16 protein-coding genes are annotated in these 18779 nt (G+C 69.8%); 8 read left to right on the top strand and 8 right to left on the bottom strand.

Annotated features, from left to right (window positions below; all coding sequences use genetic code 11):
- Nucleotides 1–7 precede the first annotated feature (7 nt).
- The gene (locus tag HW130_RS26045; protein WP_177152145.1) at nucleotides 8–241 is read left to right on the top strand and encodes a chaplin; all 234 of its coding nucleotides are present in this window, start codon (nucleotides 8–10) and stop codon (nucleotides 239–241) included.
- 150 nt (nucleotides 242–391) lie between these two features.
- On the opposite strand, the gene HW130_RS26040 is transcribed toward HW130_RS26045, so the two are convergent.
- Nucleotides 392–1210 carry a putative protein N(5)-glutamine methyltransferase gene (locus tag HW130_RS26040; RefSeq protein ID WP_177152144.1) on the bottom strand — a complete coding sequence of 273 codons (819 nt, stop codon included), beginning with the start codon at nucleotides 1208–1210 and terminating at the stop codon, nucleotides 392–394.
- Between the two features lie 371 nt (nucleotides 1211–1581).
- Here HW130_RS26040 and HW130_RS26035 point away from each other — a divergent pair, with 371 nt between their 5' ends.
- The 4 genes from HW130_RS26035 (at nucleotide 1582) to HW130_RS26020 (ending at nucleotide 5977) form a co-directional block, all read left to right on the top strand.
- A complete protein-coding gene (locus HW130_RS26035; protein WP_177152143.1) occupies nucleotides 1582–2793 on the top strand; it encodes a pyridoxal phosphate-dependent aminotransferase in 1212 nt (403 codons plus the stop codon).
- A 125-nt stretch (nucleotides 2794–2918) separates the two neighbouring features.
- Nucleotides 2919–3305, top strand: a complete 387-nt coding sequence (locus tag HW130_RS26030; protein WP_177152142.1) for a hypothetical protein — start codon at nucleotides 2919–2921, stop codon at nucleotides 3303–3305.
- Between the two features lie 909 nt (nucleotides 3306–4214).
- Nucleotides 4215–4706: a tetratricopeptide repeat protein gene (locus tag HW130_RS26025; RefSeq protein WP_177152141.1), complete on the top strand. Its 492-nt coding sequence runs from the start codon at nucleotides 4215–4217 to the stop codon at nucleotides 4704–4706.
- Complete coding sequence (locus HW130_RS26020) at nucleotides 4703–5977, top strand: glycosyltransferase (RefSeq protein ID WP_177152140.1); 1275 nt, start codon at nucleotides 4703–4705, stop codon at nucleotides 5975–5977. The genes HW130_RS26025 and HW130_RS26020 overlap by 4 nt, the downstream gene beginning before the upstream one ends.
- Before the next feature lie 80 nt (nucleotides 5978–6057).
- Here the strand turns inward: HW130_RS26020 and rfbD are convergent, their stop codons facing one another.
- On the bottom strand, nucleotides 6058–6960 hold the full coding sequence (gene rfbD, locus HW130_RS26015; RefSeq protein WP_177152139.1) for a dTDP-4-dehydrorhamnose reductase: 903 nt from the start codon (nucleotides 6958–6960) through the stop codon (nucleotides 6058–6060).
- Between the two features lie 267 nt (nucleotides 6961–7227).
- Between rfbD and HW130_RS35420 the strand changes: the two genes are divergently transcribed.
- Complete coding sequence (locus HW130_RS35420; protein ID WP_218183983.1) at nucleotides 7228–8052, top strand: hypothetical protein; 825 nt, start codon at nucleotides 7228–7230, stop codon at nucleotides 8050–8052.
- A 218-nt stretch (nucleotides 8053–8270) separates the two neighbouring features.
- Here the strand turns inward: HW130_RS35420 and HW130_RS37075 are convergent, their stop codons facing one another.
- Complete coding sequence (locus HW130_RS37075) at nucleotides 8271–8624, bottom strand: hypothetical protein (protein ID WP_375256588.1); 354 nt, start codon at nucleotides 8622–8624, stop codon at nucleotides 8271–8273.
- Between the two features lie 118 nt (nucleotides 8625–8742).
- Nucleotides 8743–10560, bottom strand: a complete 1818-nt coding sequence (locus HW130_RS26000; RefSeq protein ID WP_177152137.1) for a phosphoenolpyruvate carboxykinase (GTP) — start codon at nucleotides 10558–10560, stop codon at nucleotides 8743–8745.
- A 226-nt stretch (nucleotides 10561–10786) separates the two neighbouring features.
- On the opposite strand from HW130_RS26000, the gene HW130_RS25995 reads away from it, so the two are divergent.
- Both HW130_RS25995 and HW130_RS25990 read left to right on the top strand, forming a co-directional pair.
- Nucleotides 10787–11464, top strand: coding sequence for a hemolysin III family protein (locus tag HW130_RS25995; protein ID WP_177152136.1), 678 nt, complete (start codon nucleotides 10787–10789; stop codon nucleotides 11462–11464).
- Nucleotides 11461–12066: a TetR family transcriptional regulator gene (locus HW130_RS25990; protein WP_177152135.1), complete on the top strand. Its 606-nt coding sequence runs from the start codon at nucleotides 11461–11463 to the stop codon at nucleotides 12064–12066. Before HW130_RS25995 ends, HW130_RS25990 begins: the two co-directional genes overlap by 4 nt.
- A 105-nt stretch (nucleotides 12067–12171) precedes the next feature.
- Here the strand turns inward: HW130_RS25990 and HW130_RS25985 are convergent, their stop codons facing one another.
- The 4 genes from HW130_RS25985 to HW130_RS25970 form a co-directional block, all read right to left on the bottom strand.
- Entirely contained in the window at nucleotides 12172–14529 is a 2358-nt protein-coding gene (locus tag HW130_RS25985; RefSeq protein ID WP_177152187.1) for a galactose oxidase-like domain-containing protein, read from the bottom strand.
- A gap of 95 nt (nucleotides 14530–14624) precedes the next feature.
- Nucleotides 14625–15827 (bottom strand): glycosyltransferase, encoded by a 1203-nt coding sequence (locus HW130_RS25980; RefSeq protein ID WP_177152134.1) that lies wholly within the window; start codon nucleotides 15825–15827, stop codon nucleotides 14625–14627.
- A complete protein-coding gene (locus HW130_RS25975; protein WP_309140581.1) occupies nucleotides 15824–17452 on the bottom strand; it encodes a glycosyltransferase family 39 protein in 1629 nt (542 codons plus the stop codon). Before HW130_RS25975 ends, HW130_RS25980 begins: the two co-directional genes overlap by 4 nt.
- A 50-nt stretch (nucleotides 17453–17502) precedes the next feature.
- A complete protein-coding gene (locus HW130_RS25970; protein WP_177152133.1) occupies nucleotides 17503–18774 on the bottom strand; it encodes a glycosyltransferase in 1272 nt (423 codons plus the stop codon).
- Nucleotides 18775–18779 lie beyond the last annotated feature (5 nt).

Genomic DNA, 18779 nt, shown 5'->3' with positions numbered 1-18779 from the left:
GATCGAAATGAAGCACAAGAAGGCTGCAGCCGTCGCCGCCGGTCTCGTCCTGGCGCTGGGCGGCGCCGCGCCCGCCGTTGCCGACGTAGGCGCCGAGGGCATTGCCGCCGGTTCCCCGGGCCTGCTTTCCGGCAACGTCATTCAGCTCCCGCTCCACGTCCCGCTGAACCTCTGCGGCAACTCGGCCAACCTGCTCGGTCTGCTGAACCCGGCCGCCGGCAGCACCTGCCTCAACGGCTGACATTCCCCCCCCTCGTCCCTGACGCGACAACGGACGGAGCCCCGAGGAGCGACGACGCTCCTCGGGGCTTCTCCGTGCCCCTGACACGCCCGCGCCGCCGGCGGAACCACGGACGAGGAGTGTGCCGCGCCCCGGACCGGTCCGGGCGGTCTACGCGGACCGGACGCCGATCACCACCGTCGCGTCCAGTTCCTCGCACGCCTCGATCCGCGGAGCGAGGCCGTGCCGGGCGAAGGCCTCCGCGGTCCGCGCGGCCTGCCGCTCGCTCGTCTCGATGAGCAGCACCCCACCGGGCGCCAGCCACCGCGCGGCCCCCGCCGTCACCCGGCGCTGGATGTCGAGCCCGTCCGTGCCGCCGTCCAGCGCGACCAGCGGCTCGTGGTCACGGGCCTCGGGCGGCAGAAGGCCGATCTCACGGGTCGGCACATACGGGGCATTGGCCACGAGGACATCGACGCGGCCCCGGAGCTCGGCGGGCAGGGGTGTGTAGAGGTCCCCCTCGTACACCTGGCCGCCGACGATCGCGACATTGCGGCGCGCGCAACGTACGGCGGCGGGCTCGATGTCGGCGGCGTGCAGTTCCCCGCCGCCGAGCGCGTGCAGCACGGCGGTGCCGAGGGCGCCCGAGCCGCAGCACAGGTCGACGACGACGGCACCGGGCGGGGCGAGCGCGACCGCGCACTCGACCAGGAACTCACTGCGTCGCCTGGGCACGAACACCCCTTCGTCGACGGCCATCCGCAGGCCGTGGAATGCGGCCCAGCCGAGGACTTGCTCCAGGGGCCGGCCCGCCACCCGGCACCCGATCATGGCGTCCAGCTCGGCGGCGTCACGGGCGGTGGAGATCAGCAGCTGCGCCTCGTCCTCGGCGAAGACGCAGCCGGCGGCGCGGAGGGTGGCGACGACGGCGGAGACGTCGACGGGGACAACGGAGGGGGAGGGGAGAAGAGGGATCGGCGGAACCGACATGGAAGGCCTTTCGGGGACCGAAGGGCACCCGCACTCACCCGTGCCCGGTCACTCCGGGCCGTCCGCACGGTTACGGGGAGAGGGAACCCTGCCTGCGTTCGCGGAAATGGGATCTCACCTCCCGGGTCGGTCCGTGCACTGCGTGAGCGCACACCCTATCCCGCGGACCGAGCACACCCCCGCTCAGGGGTGACTAGCGCCACACCCCCGGGCGTGACGACGGATTTCGTAGGTGACCCCTGGTTCGCGAAGCGCATTCGAAGGGTCATGGGCGCGCCCACCAGCGGAAGCTGCAAATCGGGACATTCGCGCCACGCTTCCGTCGTCAGGAACTCGCAGCGATCACTCCCGGGCCCCCGTAAGCTCACGTCATGCAGGTGATCCAGTCCACGAAGCTCGCAAACGTCTGTTACGAAATCCGAGGCCCGGTCCTCGAGGAGGCGATGCGGCTCGAGGCAGCAGGTCATCGCATCCTCAAGCTCAACACCGGCAACCCCGCCGCCTTCGGATTCGACTGCCCGCCGGAGATCCTCGAGGACATCCTGCGCAACGTCGGCGGTGCGCACGGCTACGGGGACGCGAAGGGGCTGCTGTCCGCCCGCCGCGCGGTCATGCAGCACTACCAGACCAAGGGCATCGACCTCGACGTCGAGGACGTCTACCTGGGCAACGGCGTCTCCGAGCTGATCCAGATGTCGATGCAGGCGCTGCTCGACGACGGCGACGAGGTGCTGGTGCCGGCGCCCGACTACCCGCTGTGGACGGCGTCCGTGTCGCTGTCCGGCGGCACGGCCGTGCACTACCGCTGCGACGAGCAGTCGGACTGGATGCCCGACCTCGCGGACATCGAGCGCAAGATCACCGACCGCACCAAGGCGATCGTGATCATCAACCCGAACAACCCGACGGGCGCCGTCTACGACGACGAGATGCTGCGCAGCCTCACGGAGATCGCCCGGCGGCACCGTCTTGTCGTCTGCTCCGACGAGATCTACGACAAGATCCTCTACGACGGGGCGACCCACACGCCGACCGCCGCGATCGCCCCCGACCTGCTGGTGCTCACCTTCAACGGGCTCTCCAAGAACTACCGGGTCGCGGGCTACCGCTCCGGCTGGCTCGCGGTGTGCGGGCCGAAGGCGCATGCCTCCTCGTACATCGAGGGCCTGACGATCCTCGCCAACATGCGGCTGTGCGCCAACATGCCCGCACAACACGCGGTGGCCACGGCTCTCGGCGGACGGCAGTCGATCGAGCAGCTGGTCCTGCCCGGCGGGCGGCTGCTGGAGCAGCGCGACACCGCGTACGAACTGCTGACACAGATCCCCGGAGTCACCTGTGTGAAGCCGAAGGGGGCGCTGTACCTGTTCCCGCGGCTCGACCCGTCGGTCCACAAGGTCAAGGACGACCGTCAGATGGTGCTCGACCTGCTGCGGGCCGAGAAGATCATGGTGGTGCACGGGACGGGCTTCAACTGGCCGGAACCGGATCACTTCCGCATCGTGACGCTGCCGTCCGCGAAGGACCTGGCGGATGCCGTCGGCCGGATCGGCAGCTTCCTGGGCGGCTACAGCCAGCACTGAGCACGACGGGCAGATGACGAAGTCCGGCTCCGTCACCGCATGCAGCTGACAAAGTCCCGATCGGGCTCAACTTTAGACTGAATCCAATGTAGGATGGTCTCCTGACCGTGAGCAGGAGGCCATCCATGTACGAGCCGATCCGCACCAAGTCGGTCCACTCGATGGCCGACCAGGCGCAGTACCCGCACCGCAGCCGCGAGGAGGAGCTGGACATCCAGCTCGCCGGGCATCTCGCCGCACTCCTCGCCGTCACCGACGAGCTCGGTCTCGACACCGCGGCGGAGGCCATCGCGGCCCAGGTGTCCCGGCTGCGCGGCGCGCCGCCCGCCCGGCATGCCGCGCTGACCCACGCCGACGCCACCGCGCTCCACCAGCGCGCGCACGCTCTCGCGGGCCGCGCCCTGGTGGTCGCCGCGTCCCGCGCCGACACGGCCGCCGCGATCCTCGCCGCCGAGCGGATGGACGCGCACACCGCCGCGCTGCGCGACACGCAGCTGATCGGCGCTCCCTGACGGCCCCGGTCCGCGTGCCGAAGGAGGCGCGCGGACCGGGTGCCACCCGAGACATCGCGTGAGCCTGCCTGCCCTCATCGCTGCCCGACAGCCCCCTCGGACCGGGCACGGTACGGCGACCGCTGCCCACATCCGACGGGCCGGGCCGGCCCCGGCAGCCGAACTGGTCTTGAGCCGGTCACCCGCCCTCGGCCACCTCCGGCGCGTCGAACTGCTGGGCGTTCGGCGCCTCGCTTCCCTCGAGGGTCCTCTCCCCGCACCGGCGGAATGACCGGCTCTTGCCCGACGGGTGCGCCGGAGAGCGTGCGGCGGATGCACGACGACGTCGGGGCCGCCTTCACGTCGCAGAGACGTCGTCGCGACTCCGAAACGACCGGGACTCAGGCAATCTTCACCATCCGCAGCGCGCCCTGTCGTGATCAAAACACTGCGCGACAATACGTATGCGGCCACGGGGCATCGCCCTGGGCGACAACGGCAACGGCCTTTTCGTCGATGCCGAATTGCCGAAGGGGCGAGGCCAAGGCCCCGGCGACGGGCGGATGTTCATTGACTTCCGCGCCCGCGCACCGCACCTCTGATGCGTACATTCGGGTGGACTGTACGCCCTAAGTCCCCGACGAATAGCGGCGGCATAAGGGCCACCTCGTAACTTTGGTGAGCATGACGGTGGTTCGGACTCCGTATCGCCCGCACCGCCCACGGGCTCCTGCATGTCAGCCACCTGAGTCAGCCAGGTCCATTCCCTCCCTCACCGACTCCATGAGATGTGACCAAGTGAAACGTAGGCGATTGTGGGCAGGGCTCGCCGTAACGGCGGCGGCTGCCACCGGGGGCGTCATCTGGGCGATTCAGTCCCAGTCGGCCGCCGCCCCGGAATCCGAGGCCGCGTCAGCGACCCGGAAGACCGTGGAGGCGCAAGCGCTTTTGCAGGCCGGCATTTTGCAGGGGAAGTACGAGGATTACGACGGGGCGGCCCGTACCTACAGGCGAGTGCTGGAACTGGACCCCGGCAGCGAACACGCCTGGTACAACCTGGGGGTCCTCGCGCAGCAGGACGGCAGGACGGCTGATGCCCGTGCCGCCTATGACAAGGCGCTGAAGATCGATCCGTCGTTCACGTCGGCTCTCTTCAATCAGGCGCTGCTGCTGAAATCGAGTGAGCCCGACAGAGCTCTCACACTCCTGAAGCGTGCCGTTGCCGCCAACCCGAACGCGGCCACGGCCCATCTGCACATCGGGAACATCCTGGCGAAGAAGGACCGCGACGAAGAGGCCGCGGCTTCATTCCGTCGTGCCGTTGCGGCCGATCCCTCGCTGCATTCCCAACTGCCGGAAGCCTTCAAGGATTCCGTAAGTCCCTCACCCTCACCGACATCGAGCCAGGCAGGTACCAGATGACGTCGACTGCGACACCGAGGTTCTCCGTCTTCACCCCCAGCCACCAGCCGCGTTTTCTCGATGAGTGCCTGGCGACGTTGCAGGCGCAGACCTGTTCGGACTGGGAGTGGATCGTCGTGCTCAACAACGGCGCCCGGTGGCGGCCGGAGCGACCGGACGAGCGTGTCCGTGTGGAGATCGCGGACGAGATCCGCGGTGTCGGAGCGGCCAAGCGCAGGGCCTGTGAACTTGCCCGCGGCGAGATCCTCGTGGAGCTCGACCACGACGATCTCCTGGCAAAGGCCTGTCTGACGCAGCTCGGCAAGGCATTCGACGCACATCCCGACGCCGTTTTCGTCTACAGCAACACCGCGCACATCACCGAGGACGGGAAGCGGGAGGAGACCCGCTTCAACGCGACGCACGGCTGGCAGTACGAGGAGGTCCGCGTCGACGGCCGCAAGCTGCTGGCGGCCAAGTCCATGGAACCGACGCCGCACAACGTCGCCTACATCTGGTACGCGCCCAACCACGTGCGGGCGTTCCGCAAGGACGCCTACGAGAAGGTCGGCGGGTACGACGCCACCCGTACGGTCCTGGACGACCAGGACCTGATGTGTCGTCTCTTCCATGTCGGCGACTTCCACCACATCCCCCGCTGCCTGTACCTCCAGCGGATCCACCCCGCGAACACCCAGCGCGACCCGGAGATCAACGCACACATCCAGCGCGAGACGGTCGCCCTGTACGACAAGTACATCGAGGCCAACGCCCTCGCCTGGACCCAGCGCCGCGGACTGCTCGCGCTGGACCTCGGCGCGGCCCACCGGAAGCCGCCCGGCTACCTGGGCGTGGACCAGTACGCGGGAGAGGGCGTGGACATCGTCGCGACCCTGCCCGACAAGCTGGACCTGCCCGACAACTCCGTCGGTCTGATGCGGGCCGTGGACTTCCTCGAGCACGTGCCCGCGAAGGTGCCGCTGATCAACGAGCTGTACCGACTGCTGGCACCCGGGGGCATGCTCCTCACCATGACCCCCAGCTCCGACGGCCGGGGCGCCTACCAGGACCCCACACACGTCGCCTTCTACAACGAGAACTCCTTCTGGTACTACACGGACAACCAGTACCGCGCGTTCGTGCCCGAGATCGAGGCCCGGTTCCAGAAGTCACGGCTGGTCACCTACTACCCGACCGACTGGCACTCCCAGAACGACATCTCCTACGTGGTGGCGAATCTCATCGCCATGAAGGACGGCGCCGAGCGGTGCGGCGGACCGCTGCTGGTATAGGCGGTACACGACAAGGCGCCCGGCGGGACCGTCCGGTCCTGCCGGGCGCCTTTTGCTTCAAGGGCCAGGTCAGCAGAACATCAGCCACCCGTCCGCGCCGCAGCGGCCAGGGCGGCGAAGGCGGGCGTGTCCAGGGCCGCGGTCAGTTGGGCGTCCCACTGTGGGAGGGGCACAAGGCCGGTACGCGGCCAACTGCCGTGCCCGAGCACACCGAATGCCGGTCGGGTGGCGGGGCGCGGGAACACCGCCGAGCCGACCGGGCGGATCCGCCCGGGATCGAGGCCGCTCAGCCGGAAGGTCTCCCGGGCCAGGCCGTACCACGTGGTGTGGCCGGCCGCCGTGCCGTGGTAGATGCCTGCCGGGGCCCGCCCGGCCAGTGCGGCACGGCCGAGGGCTGCCAGCTGCCGGGCGAGCGCGCGGGACCAGGTGGGCTGGCCGTACTGGTCGGCCACCACGTCCAGGGTCTCGCGGCGCGCGGCGAGTTCGAGCATCGTGGCCACGAAGTTGGGTCCGTGCGCGCCGTAGAGCCAAGCGGTGCGCACGACGTAGCCGCTGCGCGGCAGCAGCTCGGCGACTGCCTGCTCCCCCGCCAGCTTGCCCCGCCCGTACGCGTTGACGGGCCTGGTCGGTGCGTCTTCGGGGTACGGCTCGCGGGTGTCACCCGAGAACACGTAGTCCGTGGACACGTGCAGCAGGATCGTTCCACTGCCCGCGCAGGCGCGCGCCAGGTGGCGGACGCCTGTGCCGTTCACGGCCGTGGCCGCCGCCTCGGCCTCCTCGGCGCGGTCGACGTCCGTCCAGGCGGCGCAGTTGACGACCACGTGGTGACCGGCGACGGCGGCGTGCGCGGCCGTCGGTCGGGTGATGTCGAGCTGGTCACGCCCCACTCCCGTCACCACGGCGTCCGGATCGGCGGTGAGCTCCGCCAGCACGTCCCGGCCGAGCATCCCTCCCGCACCGGTCACGAGCCAGCGCGTGGTCATCACAGTTCCGCCCTCTCGAGGACCGTGGCCCGAGCCGTGGGATCCGCATTCCGCTGCCGGCGGACGTATTCCGAACCGATGAAGCCGGCGCCGCCGGTCACCAGGATGCGCATGGTTCTCCGATTTCCTTCCTGGACGCGCCGCGGACGCAGACAGGCATGCGGACGGTGCCCGCGAGGAGCAAGCCTCGCGGGCACCGTCAGTGATTCCCGGGTGAGTCGGACGGTCCGTGCCGCACCACCGCTCACCAGGGAGGCGTCACACGTCGTGGCAGATCGCGAACGCGGTGACCTGGGCACCGATGGGGGCCTCTACGGCCTGGGTGACCTGCCACCCGGTGGCCACGCTGCCCTGCGTACCGGGGACGGGCGCGTTCTGGTCGACGATGATGCCGGAGATGCTGCCCTGGAAGCCGCCACCGGTGGCGACGTCGTTGCCGAGGCACAGAGCAGTCGACTGGGTGCCCGGGGCGCCGACAACGGTGTAGGCGTCGAGCGTCGCCGCGCCCGCGACACCCTGGGCACCGTCGGCACCGTCGGCGCCCTGCGCACCCTGCACACCCTGGGCACCATCGGCACCGTCGGCGCCCTGCGCACCCTGCACACCCTGGGCACCATCGGCACCGTCGGCGCCCTGCGCACCCTGCACACCCTGGGCACCATCGGCACCGTCGGCGCCCTGCGCACCCTGCACACCCTGGGCACCATCGGCACCGTCGGCGCCCTGCGCACCCTGCACACCCTGGGCACCATCGGCACCGTCGGCACCCTGGGCACCCTGCGCACCCGGCGCGCCCTGGACCCCCTGGGGACCCTGCTCACCCGGATCACCCGGAGGACCGCCCGCGTCACCCTGGGGACCCTGGACGCCCGGAATTCCCGGGACGCCCTGGAAGCCCTGGGGACCCTGGAAGCCCCGGGGACCCCGCGGGCCCCTGTCGCCCTTGTTGTTGTCCTTGTCGCGGTCAGCACTCGTGGCACCGTTCGGGCCCGGCAGCCCCACGCTTTGTTCGGTGCCGGACCTGTGAATCGCGTCGGCAATGGCATGCGTGCTCGGGACAACGTTGAGCGCCACGGCAAGCGCACCCGCTGAAACCATCGTGGCTGACTTCACGCGGGAACTTCGGATCGTTCTACGGCTCACCAGAGAACCTTTCTCATGAGACTTGAAGTGACCACTCCGCAGGCGCACGCACTCGAGAAAGCGCGCTCGGTACGCATGCGTGTCACGTCGCCGATGGCTACGGACAGGAGGATTCTGCTCTCGTCGGACCGAATTACCGCGAATCGCCCCGCGTCGCAGGACGAAGATCACTCGGGCGGCGGCCATGCACTGAATTCCCGGCCGGGCTCGGCCTTCATCGCGCAGGAGCGCCCGGTCCTGTGCGCAGCAGTTCTTCTCGATACGATCCGGTCGATCCATGGGGCATGACGGAGTATAGGAAGTCCTCCAAAAGTCCCAACGGATAGTTGCCGTAACCACTCCTGCGCAGCGGCTGGGCCAGTTCCCGGAGCCGGAACAAGAGCCTGGGCGATTCCTTGCGGACGCTCTTGCGCCATGTATTGCAGTCGCAGGGCCAGTTGTCTTCCGTCTCCGAGCAACCGGCGGAACGGGTACGGGTCTCCAGGGGTGGTGACGAGCAGAATCTCACTCACCCCGGCCATCACGCTCTTTCGCGCGAGTCACGGGGATCCGCCCGTCTTCGTCAACGGTGACCGGCGTCGGACGCGAAAGGCCGGGGCCCCCGTACGCCGTCGTACGGGGGCCCCGGCCGGGAACGGCTCAGCCCAGGCGGGAAACCAGCGCGCGGTACTCGTCCCACAGCTCCTTGGGCGTGTGGTCGCCGAAGGTGTTGAGGTGCTCGGGGACCAGGGCGGCCTCCTCGCGCCACACGTCGGCGTCGACCTTGAGCAGGAAGTCGAGGTCCTCCTCGGGCAGGTCCAGGCCCTCGGTGTCGAGCGCGTCACGCGTCGGCAGGATGCCGATGGGGGTCTCGACGCCCTCGGCCTTGCCCTCCAGGCGCTCCACGATCCACTTCAGGACGCGGCTGTTCTCGCCGAAGCCGGGCCAGACGAACTTGCCCGCGTCGTTCTTGCGGAACCAGTTCACGTAGTAGATCTTCGGCAGCTTGGACTGGTCCGCGCTCTTGCCGACCTTGATCCAGTGGGCCATGTAGTCGCCCATGTTGTAGCCGCAGAACGGCAGCATGGCGAACGGGTCGCGGCGCAGCTCGCCGACCTTGCCCTCGGCGGCGGCGGTCTTCTCGGAGGCGACGTTCGCGCCGAGGAAGACGCCGTGCTGCCAGTCGAAGGACTCGGTCACCAGCGGGACGGCGGAGGCGCGGCGGCCGCCGAAGAGGATCGCCGAGATCGGCACGCCCTTGGGGTCCTCCCACTCCGGCGCGATGATCGGGCACTGCGACGCGGGGACGGTGAAGCGGGCGTTGGGGTGGGCGGCCGGGGTCTGCGAGTCCGGAGTCCAGTCGTTGCCCTTCCAGTCCGTGAGGTGCTTCGGCTCCTCCTCGGTCATCCCCTCCCACCACACGTCGCTGTCGTCGGTGAGGGCGACGTTGGTGAAGACCGCGTTGCCCCACAGGGTCTTCATGGCGTTGGCGTTGGTGTGCTCGCCGGTGCCGGGCGCGACTCCGAAGAAGCCGGCCTCGGGGTTGATCGCGTAGAGACGGCCGTCCTCGCCGAAGCGCATCCAGGCGATGTCGTCGCCGATCGTCTCGACCGTCCAGCCGGAGATCGTGGGCTCCAGCATGGCGAGGTTCGTCTTGCCGCAGGCGGACGGGAACGCGGCGGCGACGTACTTCGACTCGCCCTGCGGCGGGGTCAGCTTGAGGATCAGCATGTGCTCGGCGAGCCAGCCCTCGTCACGGGCCATGACGGAGGCGATGCGCAGGGCGTAGCACTTCTTGCCGAGCAGGGCGTTGCCGCCGTAGCCGGAGCCGTACGACCAGATCTCACGGGTCTCGGGGAAGTGCGAGATGTACTTGGTGGAGTTGCACGGCCACGGAACGTCCTCCTGGCCCTCCTGGAGCGGCGCGCCCAGCGTGTGGACCGCCCTGACGAAGAAGCCGTCGGTGCCGAGCTCGTCGAGGACCGGCTGTCCCATGCGGGTCATGGTGCGCATGGAGACCGCGACGTAGGCGGAGTCGGTGATCTCGACGCCGATCGCGGACAGCGGCGAACCCAGGGGGCCCATGCAGAAGGGGACGACGTACATCGTCCGGCCCTTCATCGAGCCGCGGAAGATCCCCTTTTCCCCAGCGAAGATCTCCTTCATCTCCGCCGGGGCCTTCCAGTGGTTCGTCGGGCCGGCGTCCGCCTCCTTCTCGGAGCAGATGAAGGTGCGGTCCTCGACGCGGGCGACGTCGGTGGGGTCGGACGCGGCGTAGTACGAGTTCGGGCGCTTGATCGGGTCCAGTTTCCTGAAGGTCCCCTTGGCCACCAGTTCCTCGCACAGCCGGTCGTACTCGGCTTCCGAGCCGTCGCACCAGACGATCTCGTCCGGCTGCGTGATCGCCGCGATCTCGTCGACCCAGGCGATCAGTTTCTGGTGGTTGGTGGGCAGGGGAGCCGCGATGTCGCGCGCCACGATCGCTCCTAAATGAGGGGATATGGGTTGTTGCCCCGTGGGGGCTGCGACCCGGATGCTTCGGCCTACTTGTGGCTGGCGCTCATCCGGTGCCGACCGCACTCATCTGATCATCGGTCCCGAGTGCCCATATGTCCAGAGGGCCCCTCACGTGAGCATGGCCACTGATGCGTGAGCATGGCCACTCCGTCCCGTTACCTACGGGCGCGTAGGTAACATGCCGGGCATGACTGCAGCCTCGCCCGAAGTGACGGAGATGGACCCACCGCCGGTGAAGCCGAGGCTGCGAGGCTGGCTGCACGCCGGGATGTTCCCCGCCGTCCTGATCGCCGGCGTGGTCCTCATCGCGCTCGCCGACTCGACCCGCGGACGGGTAGCCTGCGCGATCTACGTCCTGACCGCCTGCCTGCTGTTCGGCGTCAGCGCGCTCTACCACCGGGGCACCTGGGGACCGCGGGCCACCGCCGTACTGCGCCGGCTCGACCACGCGAACATCTTCCTGATCATCGCGGGCACCTATACCCCGCTCACCCTGCTCCTGCTGCCCGACTCCACCGGCCGGGTGCTGCTGTGGGCGGTGTGGGCGGCGGCGCTGGCGGGCATCGCCTTCCGGGTGTTCTGGGTCGGCGCCCCGCGCTGGCTGTACACGCCCTGTTACATCGCGATGGGCTGGGCCGCCGTGTTCTTCCTGCCCGACTTCCTGCGGGAGGGCGGGGTCGCCGTCCTGGTGCTGATCATCGTCGGCGGGCTGCTCTACAGCGCGGGCGGCGTGATCTACGGGATGAAGCGCCCGAACCCCTCACCGCACTGGTTCGGCTTCCACGAGGTCTTCCACTCCCTCACGCTCGCGGCGTTCATCGTCCACTACGTGGGGATCTCGCTGGTGGCGTACCAGCACTCGTGAGGCCGGCCGAGCCGCGCCCGGGCCTGCGTGAGCGCAAGAAGCTCAAGACGCGGACCGCGATCCGCCGCGCCGCGTACCGCCTGATCGCCGAGCAGGGGTACCACGCGACGACGATCGAGCAGATCGCGGCGGCCGCGGAGGTGTCCGCGTCCACGGTTGTCCGCTACTTCCCCGCCAAGGAGGACATCGTCGTCGGCGACGCATACGGCCCGGCGCTGGAGGAGCGGCTGCGGGCGAGGCCCGACACCGGGGAGGACGCCCTGGAGTCCCTGCGGGCCGTCGTGACGGACGCGGTGCGGACCGTCGTCGAGGACGACCGCGAGGACTTCGTCCAGCGCACGCGGCTGATGGCGGAGATCCCGGCGGTCCGCGCCCGGATGTCCGAGAACCTGGCCACCACCGGCGGGCTGCTGGCCCACGCGGTGGCCGACCGCACCGGGCGTCACCGCGACGACCTGGAGGTACGGGTGCTCACGGCGACGGTGCTGGCGGCGCTGCGCGAGGTGATCCTCCACTGGGCGGAGCACGGTCACCAGGACGATCCGGTCGAGCTGACCGACCGTACGCTGCGGGCGCTGAAGGGCGGGGTACGCCTCCACTAGCGCGGGTCGGGCAAGGGAGTGCGGTGGCACGACCGCGCGTGGTCCTCTCGGCCGGACGGTCCGAGGGCAGCAGCCCCCGGACCGCGGCGGATCCCCGTTACCGCCTCATGTCCCCTTTCCGCACGCCACCCCGTCCCGGTTCGGGTCGAGGCGCAGCGGGTCGTCCGCGCCGTTCACCGTCAGCCGGCCGTAGTCGTGCGCCTTCAGCCACGCGCAGCGTGCCGCCGTCGTCCGCCCCACGGTCTTCGGGAAGACGGTCGGCACGCAGACACCCGCACTCCCGTAGTGCCGGTCGCATCCCGCGATCTGCGCGCTCACCGGCGCCGAACTCCGCTTCTCCAGCGGCTTCCTCGGCGCCTTGGCCGGCGCGTCGGCGAAGGAGTGCACATGTGCCGACGGCGCGTCCGCGGCCATCGCCGCCGGGCCACCGAGGCGCACCCACTTCGCCACCGACGGCACCCCGTTCGCGTCGACGGCGAACAGCATGTACCAGCCCGGCGGCGCCAGGTTCGGGTTGCTGGTGACGTTCAGGTCGACGTTGTTGCCGTCGACGGTCATCGGCAGGTCCACGAAGCGCTGGTTCGGGTCGGACGAGTGCGTCACCGCCGCCGGGCGGATCAGCTCCGCCTTGGCGATCGGGCGGTCCACCGTGATCCGCTGCGTGTCGCCGTACGTCCACTCCCCGTCGATCAGCGACGTGATCTGCGGACGCGCGCCCTTGAGCAGGTACGGCGGCGTGTAGAGGGACACGTTGTGGTTGTACGTGCCGTTGCCCGGGTTGTCGCCGACCGACATCACCCGGCCGTCCGGGAGCAGGAACGACGACGAGTGGTAGCCGCGCGGGACCGGGTCCGTCGCGAGGCCCGCCTCGTAGGTGTTCGTCACCGGGTCGAAGAAGGACGCCTCGTACACCGGGTCGGCACGGTCGTGCAGCGCGCCGCCCGTCTCGAAGACCTTCCCGTCCGGCAGGAGCACCGCGGAGACGTACATCTTGCCCTCGGCGCCGGTCTGCGGACGCCGTCCCTGGCCCTGGTCGACCTCGCCCTGCGGCAGCAACGGTCCGTGCACGTAGGCCGGGTCGGGCTGCTTGAGGTCGATGATGTCGGTGTACCGGTTGGCGGCCGGATTCGTGTTGATGTTGCCGCCGCCCATCGTCAGCACCCGCTGGTCCTGCGCGGGCGGCAGCAGCACGCTGGCGGACTGGTCACGCACGTCCTTGGCCTGCAGGCCCGGGACGTCGGTGACGGTGTTGGCCTCGTAGTCGTAGATGGAGGCGCCGGTGCCGGGCGTGCCGTTGCCGAAGGTGTGGCTGCCGGAGTAGAAGAGCCGGCCGTCCTGCATGAGGATCATCGACGGGTACAGGCCCCAGTACGACCAGGTCTGCTTGACCTCGTTGATCGGCAGCCACTTGTTCTGCGCGGCGGAGAACTTCTCGGCGGTCACGTTGCCGGTGGAGTCCTGCTTCAGGCCGCCGAAGGAGATGACGTCGCCGTTGCCGAGGATCGTCGCCGAGGGGTACCAGTGGCCGTCGTGCATGTCGTTCGTACGGGTGTAGGTCTCGGTCTCGGGGTCGAAGACGAACGAGTCCTTCAGGCCCTGGTAGCCGATCCTCCCGTCGGCGGACGGATAGCCCTTGTTGCCGCTCATGATCAGGATCTTGCCGTCCTGGAGCTGCACATGGCCCGCGCAGAACATGTCGACGGGCGTGGGGATCGTACGGAACGTGCCCTTCGCCGGGTCGTACACCGCGGAGGTGAACGTGCCCGCCGCGAACTGCGCCGGGTCGTTGCCCGAGCCCGCGATGACGAGCACCTTGCTGTTGTGCATCACGACCGAGTGCATGGAGCGCACCGGGTTCTTCACGGGCAGGACGTCCCAGCGGCCCTTGAGGCACTCCTCGGGGGTGCCCGTGCACTGCGGTGCGGGCGCGGGGACGGACACCTCCTCCATCACGTGGTCGTCGGTCGTGACCGAGCCGGTCCCGTACACCGACACACCCCAGGCGATCTTGTCGGTGCCGGGCGGGACGGCGGGGGTACGGACCTCGGCGCGCTGGTAACCGGCGCTCATGTCCAGGGTCTTGAGGTCGGTCCAGTACTGCCAGCCCGCCGTCGTGTCACGCCGGAAGAGAGTGATCGACGTGTCGGGAGTCGTGGACTTGTACCAGAGGGAGAGGTCGTACTGCCTCTCGGGCGTGACCGTCGGCGCGCAGGTCGTGTTCTCGGTGATCAGCGCCTTGCGGTCGCCGTCGACGCGGCGCGTCAGCGAGACCTTCATCGCCTTCGAGCCGGAGTGGGCGTCGGCGACGGTCTCGAAGGAGAAGTCGTTGTCGCCCCAGCCGGACTTGGACCAGCAGGCCGGCATGTCGCCGGTGCCGGCCGTCTCGAAGCCGGGATTGGAGATCAGGTTGGGCGGGCCCGCCTGCGCCGACTGCGGCGCGGAGACGAGCAGGGCCGTGGTCATGGCGCCGACCGCGAGCAGGGCGGTGCGGCGTCTGCGCGGGGACGAGTTCCGAAATGGTGGTGGCATGAGGTCCGTTCCTTCCGTGCGGCTCTCTGTCAGGGGCTGACGCGTGCGCCGGGTCGGGCGGCACCCGGTGCGTTCCTCCTGCGCGGCAGGTAGACCAGCGCCTCCGTCGCCGCGAACCGCAGCACGAACGTGGTCAGCAGCGCCAGCGCGGTCGCGGGCAGCACCGCCATGTCCAGCCGGCCGACGAACAGGGCGATGAGCGGGATGCGCAGCAGCAGATCGGCGTTGGCGAGCAGGACGAACCGGCAGACGCGGTCCGCCCAGTGCCGGTGACGGCGGCGGTCGCGGAAGAGAAGCACCTCGATGAGGAGGAAGTTCCAGACGACCCCGAACTGGTTGGCCACGATCTCGGCCGGCAGGTAGTGCATGCCCGCAGCGGTCAGGAGGTGCAGTGCCAGCAGGTTCGGTACGAAGCCGGTGAGCCCGATCAGGCCGAACGCGATCATCCGTGCCACGCGCGACGCGGTGCGCAGCCCGACGAGGTGGCCGAGGAACCGCATCCCTTCCCGGGCCGTCGACTTGGACTCGCCGGCGAACCGGTCCTGGAAGACGAACGGCACCTCCGCGACCGTCTCCGGCCGGCAGCGCACGGCCAGCTCCAGCAGGATCTTGTAGCCGAGCGGCCGCAGGACGCCGGCGGTCACCACGCTGCGGCGGATGGCGAAGAAGCCGCTCATCGGGTCGCTGATGCCGCGCAGCCGCCCGGGGAACAGGCCCTTGGTCAGCCATGTCGCGCCGCGGGAGACGGCGATGCGGTAGCCCCCGGCGAGACCTTCGCGGCTGCCGCCCCTGATGTACCGGCTGGCGACGACGAGGTCGGCCGACGCCCGCTCCCCCGCCGCCACCAACTCCGGTACGAGCGCGGGCGGATGCTGCAGGTCGGCGTCCATGACCACGATCCAGTCGGAACCCGCCTGCTTCATGCCCTCCACGACGGCGCCGCCGAGCCCGCCGGCCGGCTCGTCGCGGTGGAGTACGGAGACCGGGAAGGGGCAGTCCTGAGCGGCGGCGCGGATCACGTCGGGCGTGTCGTCGGTCGAGTCGTCGACGAAGACGACCTCGCAGGGCATCCGGGAGGGGACGGACTCGGTGAGCCGGCGGAGCAACTCGCGGATGTTTCCGGACTCGTTGAAGGTCGGGATCACGAGGGTGACGGCGCCTGGCTCGGGGACCTGGGCAGCACTCAGCTCCGGGTCGCCGAGTTCCCCGGCATCCGTACGGGGGGTGGTCACAATTGGCCTCCAGCGATCTGGCCGACTCGGCGGATCTCGATACGGTCCTCGCCCTCGCCGAACACGGCGACCGGCGTCGAATGCTCCAGAGCGGACTTCACGGTGGGCAGGTCGACCGCGTCACGTCGCACGGTCGGGGACGAGACGACGTAGTCGATGTCCCGCCAGCCGCCGGGCAGGGTCTTCGTGACGGCCGGGTCGAGGTCGGCCTTGTAGAACCAGATGGCGCCGGTGCCGGGCGTGAAGCCGTCGTGCACGAGGTCCAGCCACAGGGCGTCGTCGACGAGCACCCTCGTGCGGGCGGGGTCGTCCACCTCGTCCTGGAGCCAGGCGGCCGCGGCACGGTAGGGGGCGTTGGCGTCGACGGTGAGGGCGGTGCGGTTTCCGTCGTACCAGCGGGGGGCGATGTACGCGGTGGCGGCCAGCGCGAGCAGGGCGGCCACGCCGATGCGCGCGCCTCTCACGAGGCGGTCCGGCACATTCCAGTCACTCCGCGGCTTGAAACGCCCCCCGGGCCGGCGCAGCACCGCGTGGGCCACGCTGGCCGCGCCGCCTGCCAGGACCAGCGCGAGGAACGGCAGCGCCTGGATCACGTACATCGCCGGGAGGTAGCCCGACGGGCGCATCGCCACCGCCGCGAGGATCGCGACCGCGAGCGCGGGGCCGGCCAGCGCCCGCGCCGTCACCGACCAGCGCAGCGTGAGCAGCAGCAGCGCGGCGCCGGCCAGTCCGCCGAGCGGCAGGACCGTGTCGTAGTAGAGCCAGGACGTGAGGACCCCGTGCGAGCCCGAGCCCTCGTCGAGGATGAAGCCGGAGCCGGGCCGGCTCATCTGGTACGTGATCCCGCCGATCAGCGACACATGGCCCGGGCCGGGGAACAGCTCGCTGTTGAGCAGCGCGTACAGCGGGTACGACAGGCCGATCAGCACGCACGCGGTGATCCCGCCGGTCACCGCGAACTTGCGGGTGTCGCGGTGGCTGTGCCGCCACATGGTCACCAGCAGCGCGGGCAGCACCAGCAGCATCGTTTCTTTGGTGAGCACCGAGGTCGCCGCCGCGAGCCCCGCGGCGAAGTGGTGCCACAGGTGGCGGCTCGGGGATGCGGCCAGGCAGAACGCCAGGAGCATCCACATCACCGCGACGTTGTCGAGGAAGATCTCCCGCTGGAGGACGACCGCCAGCGGCGAGAGGCCGAACAGCAGCATCGCGAGCCCCGCCGCCCAGCGCGGCAGGAAGAGCCGGCGTGCCAGCACGTACAGCAGCACCGCGCACACCGCGCTGACCACGAGCATCGCGAAGCGCATCGTGGCGACGGTCATCGACTCGGGTGCGATCAGCGACGGGATCCAGGTCAGGAACGCGATCTGGATCCAGCCGAGCGGAGGATGGTCGTACCAGTACGTGTAGTGGCCGAGTCCGTCGCCCTGCTGGACGGCCCACGCCTGGGCGAGGTAGGTGCCCTCGTCGTCGCTGAGCGCGGGGAAGTGGGTGATGTTCCAGCCCTGGACGACCATGATCACGCACAACAGGGCGGCGCAGAGCAGCAGATCGGGCCGCGAGCTGCGGAACCGTACGACGGGCCGGACGAAACCGGACGCCGCCGGTGCGGTGCGCGGACCGGACACGGTGACGGCGGCGGCTTCCGGGGCCTCGGGCACGGGAGGCACGATGGTCGTCACCGGCGGGCCTCCTCACGGGTCTCGGCCGGGCCGGTGAGGTGCGCGCCGACGTGGCGGGTCAGTTCCCACTCGTTGCGGCCGCGCTGCTCCCTCCAGACCGCGCGCACCGCGGCGCCGGCCAGGAGCACCTGGTAGAACGGGCCGCCGACGACGAGCTTGACGTAGTGGACGAGGCGGACGCGCAGGCCGTACTGCACCCCGAAGTCGTGCAGTCCGACGACCTCGAAGACGAACGTGACCATGGCCGTGATCAGCGGCAGGAAGGTGACGATGGCGATCCCGACGGGAACGTCGAGGAAGAGCGCGATGCCGACGTTCAGCGGGATGATCACTCCGGAGAACGCCTGGAAGAACGGCGTCATCAGGGTGTGGCGGGCGAGCATCCGCTGCCCGCGGCTCGGGAGCTGTTTCCAGTCCTTCTTGCGGTAGACCTGAAGGAAGCCCTGGTTCCAGCGGGTGCGCTGCTTGAGCAGGCTCATCAGCGAGCCGGGAGTCTCCTCGCGGGTGACCATGTCGCTGTCGTAGGCGACGACGACCTTCTTGCCGACGGACGACAGCCGTACGCCCAGGTCGCAGTCCTCGGCCAGGCACTCCGGGTCCCAGCCGCCGGCCTCGCGCAGCACGGTGGTGCGGACGAAGACGGTGTTGCCGCCGAGCGGGATGAAGCCCTTCTGGGCGTGCAGGTGGAGCCGGCTGCGGAACCAGAAGAAGTACTCCAGGCAGTTGCGCAGGCTGTACCAGCTGGAGTGGAAGTTGATCAGCTGCACCCCGCCCTGGACGACGTCCGCGCCGGTGGTCGTGAAGGCGTGGTCGACGTGCGCGAGGAGCTCCGGGTGCACCTGGTCCTCGGCGTCGAAGACCCCGACGATGTCGCCGCGGCAGTGCGGCAGCGCGGTGTTCAGCGCCTTCGGCTTGTTCTTCACCTCGTGGGTGTCGGTGACGACCCGTACCCGCACCGGGTCACGGTCGGCGGCCCGTTCGGCGACGGCGGTGGTCTCCGGGTCGTCGTGGCCGACGATGACGATGATCTCGAAGTTCGTGTGGCTGGACTCCAGCAGCCGCTCGATGGTGTGCTCCAGCACCGCCTGCTCGTGGCGGGCGGGCAGGAGCAGTGAGAAGGACAGTCCGCCACGGCCGTCGGGCCGGTCGAATCGGGTCGACGCCAGCGTCTCCGGCGTGCGCCAGGCATGCATCTGCCACCACAGCGTGAACGCCGCCATCCAGAACAGCGCAACGGAAATGGCAACAACGAACACCGGTATGAGCACGAGCC

Source organism: Streptomyces sp. PKU-EA00015, from assembly GCF_013387495.1.
Taxonomy (GTDB): Bacteria; Actinomycetota; Actinomycetes; order Streptomycetales; family Streptomycetaceae; genus Streptomyces.
The sequence above is the reverse complement of the archived record's forward strand: the minus strand, read 5'-3'. Positions and strand labels throughout refer to the sequence as shown.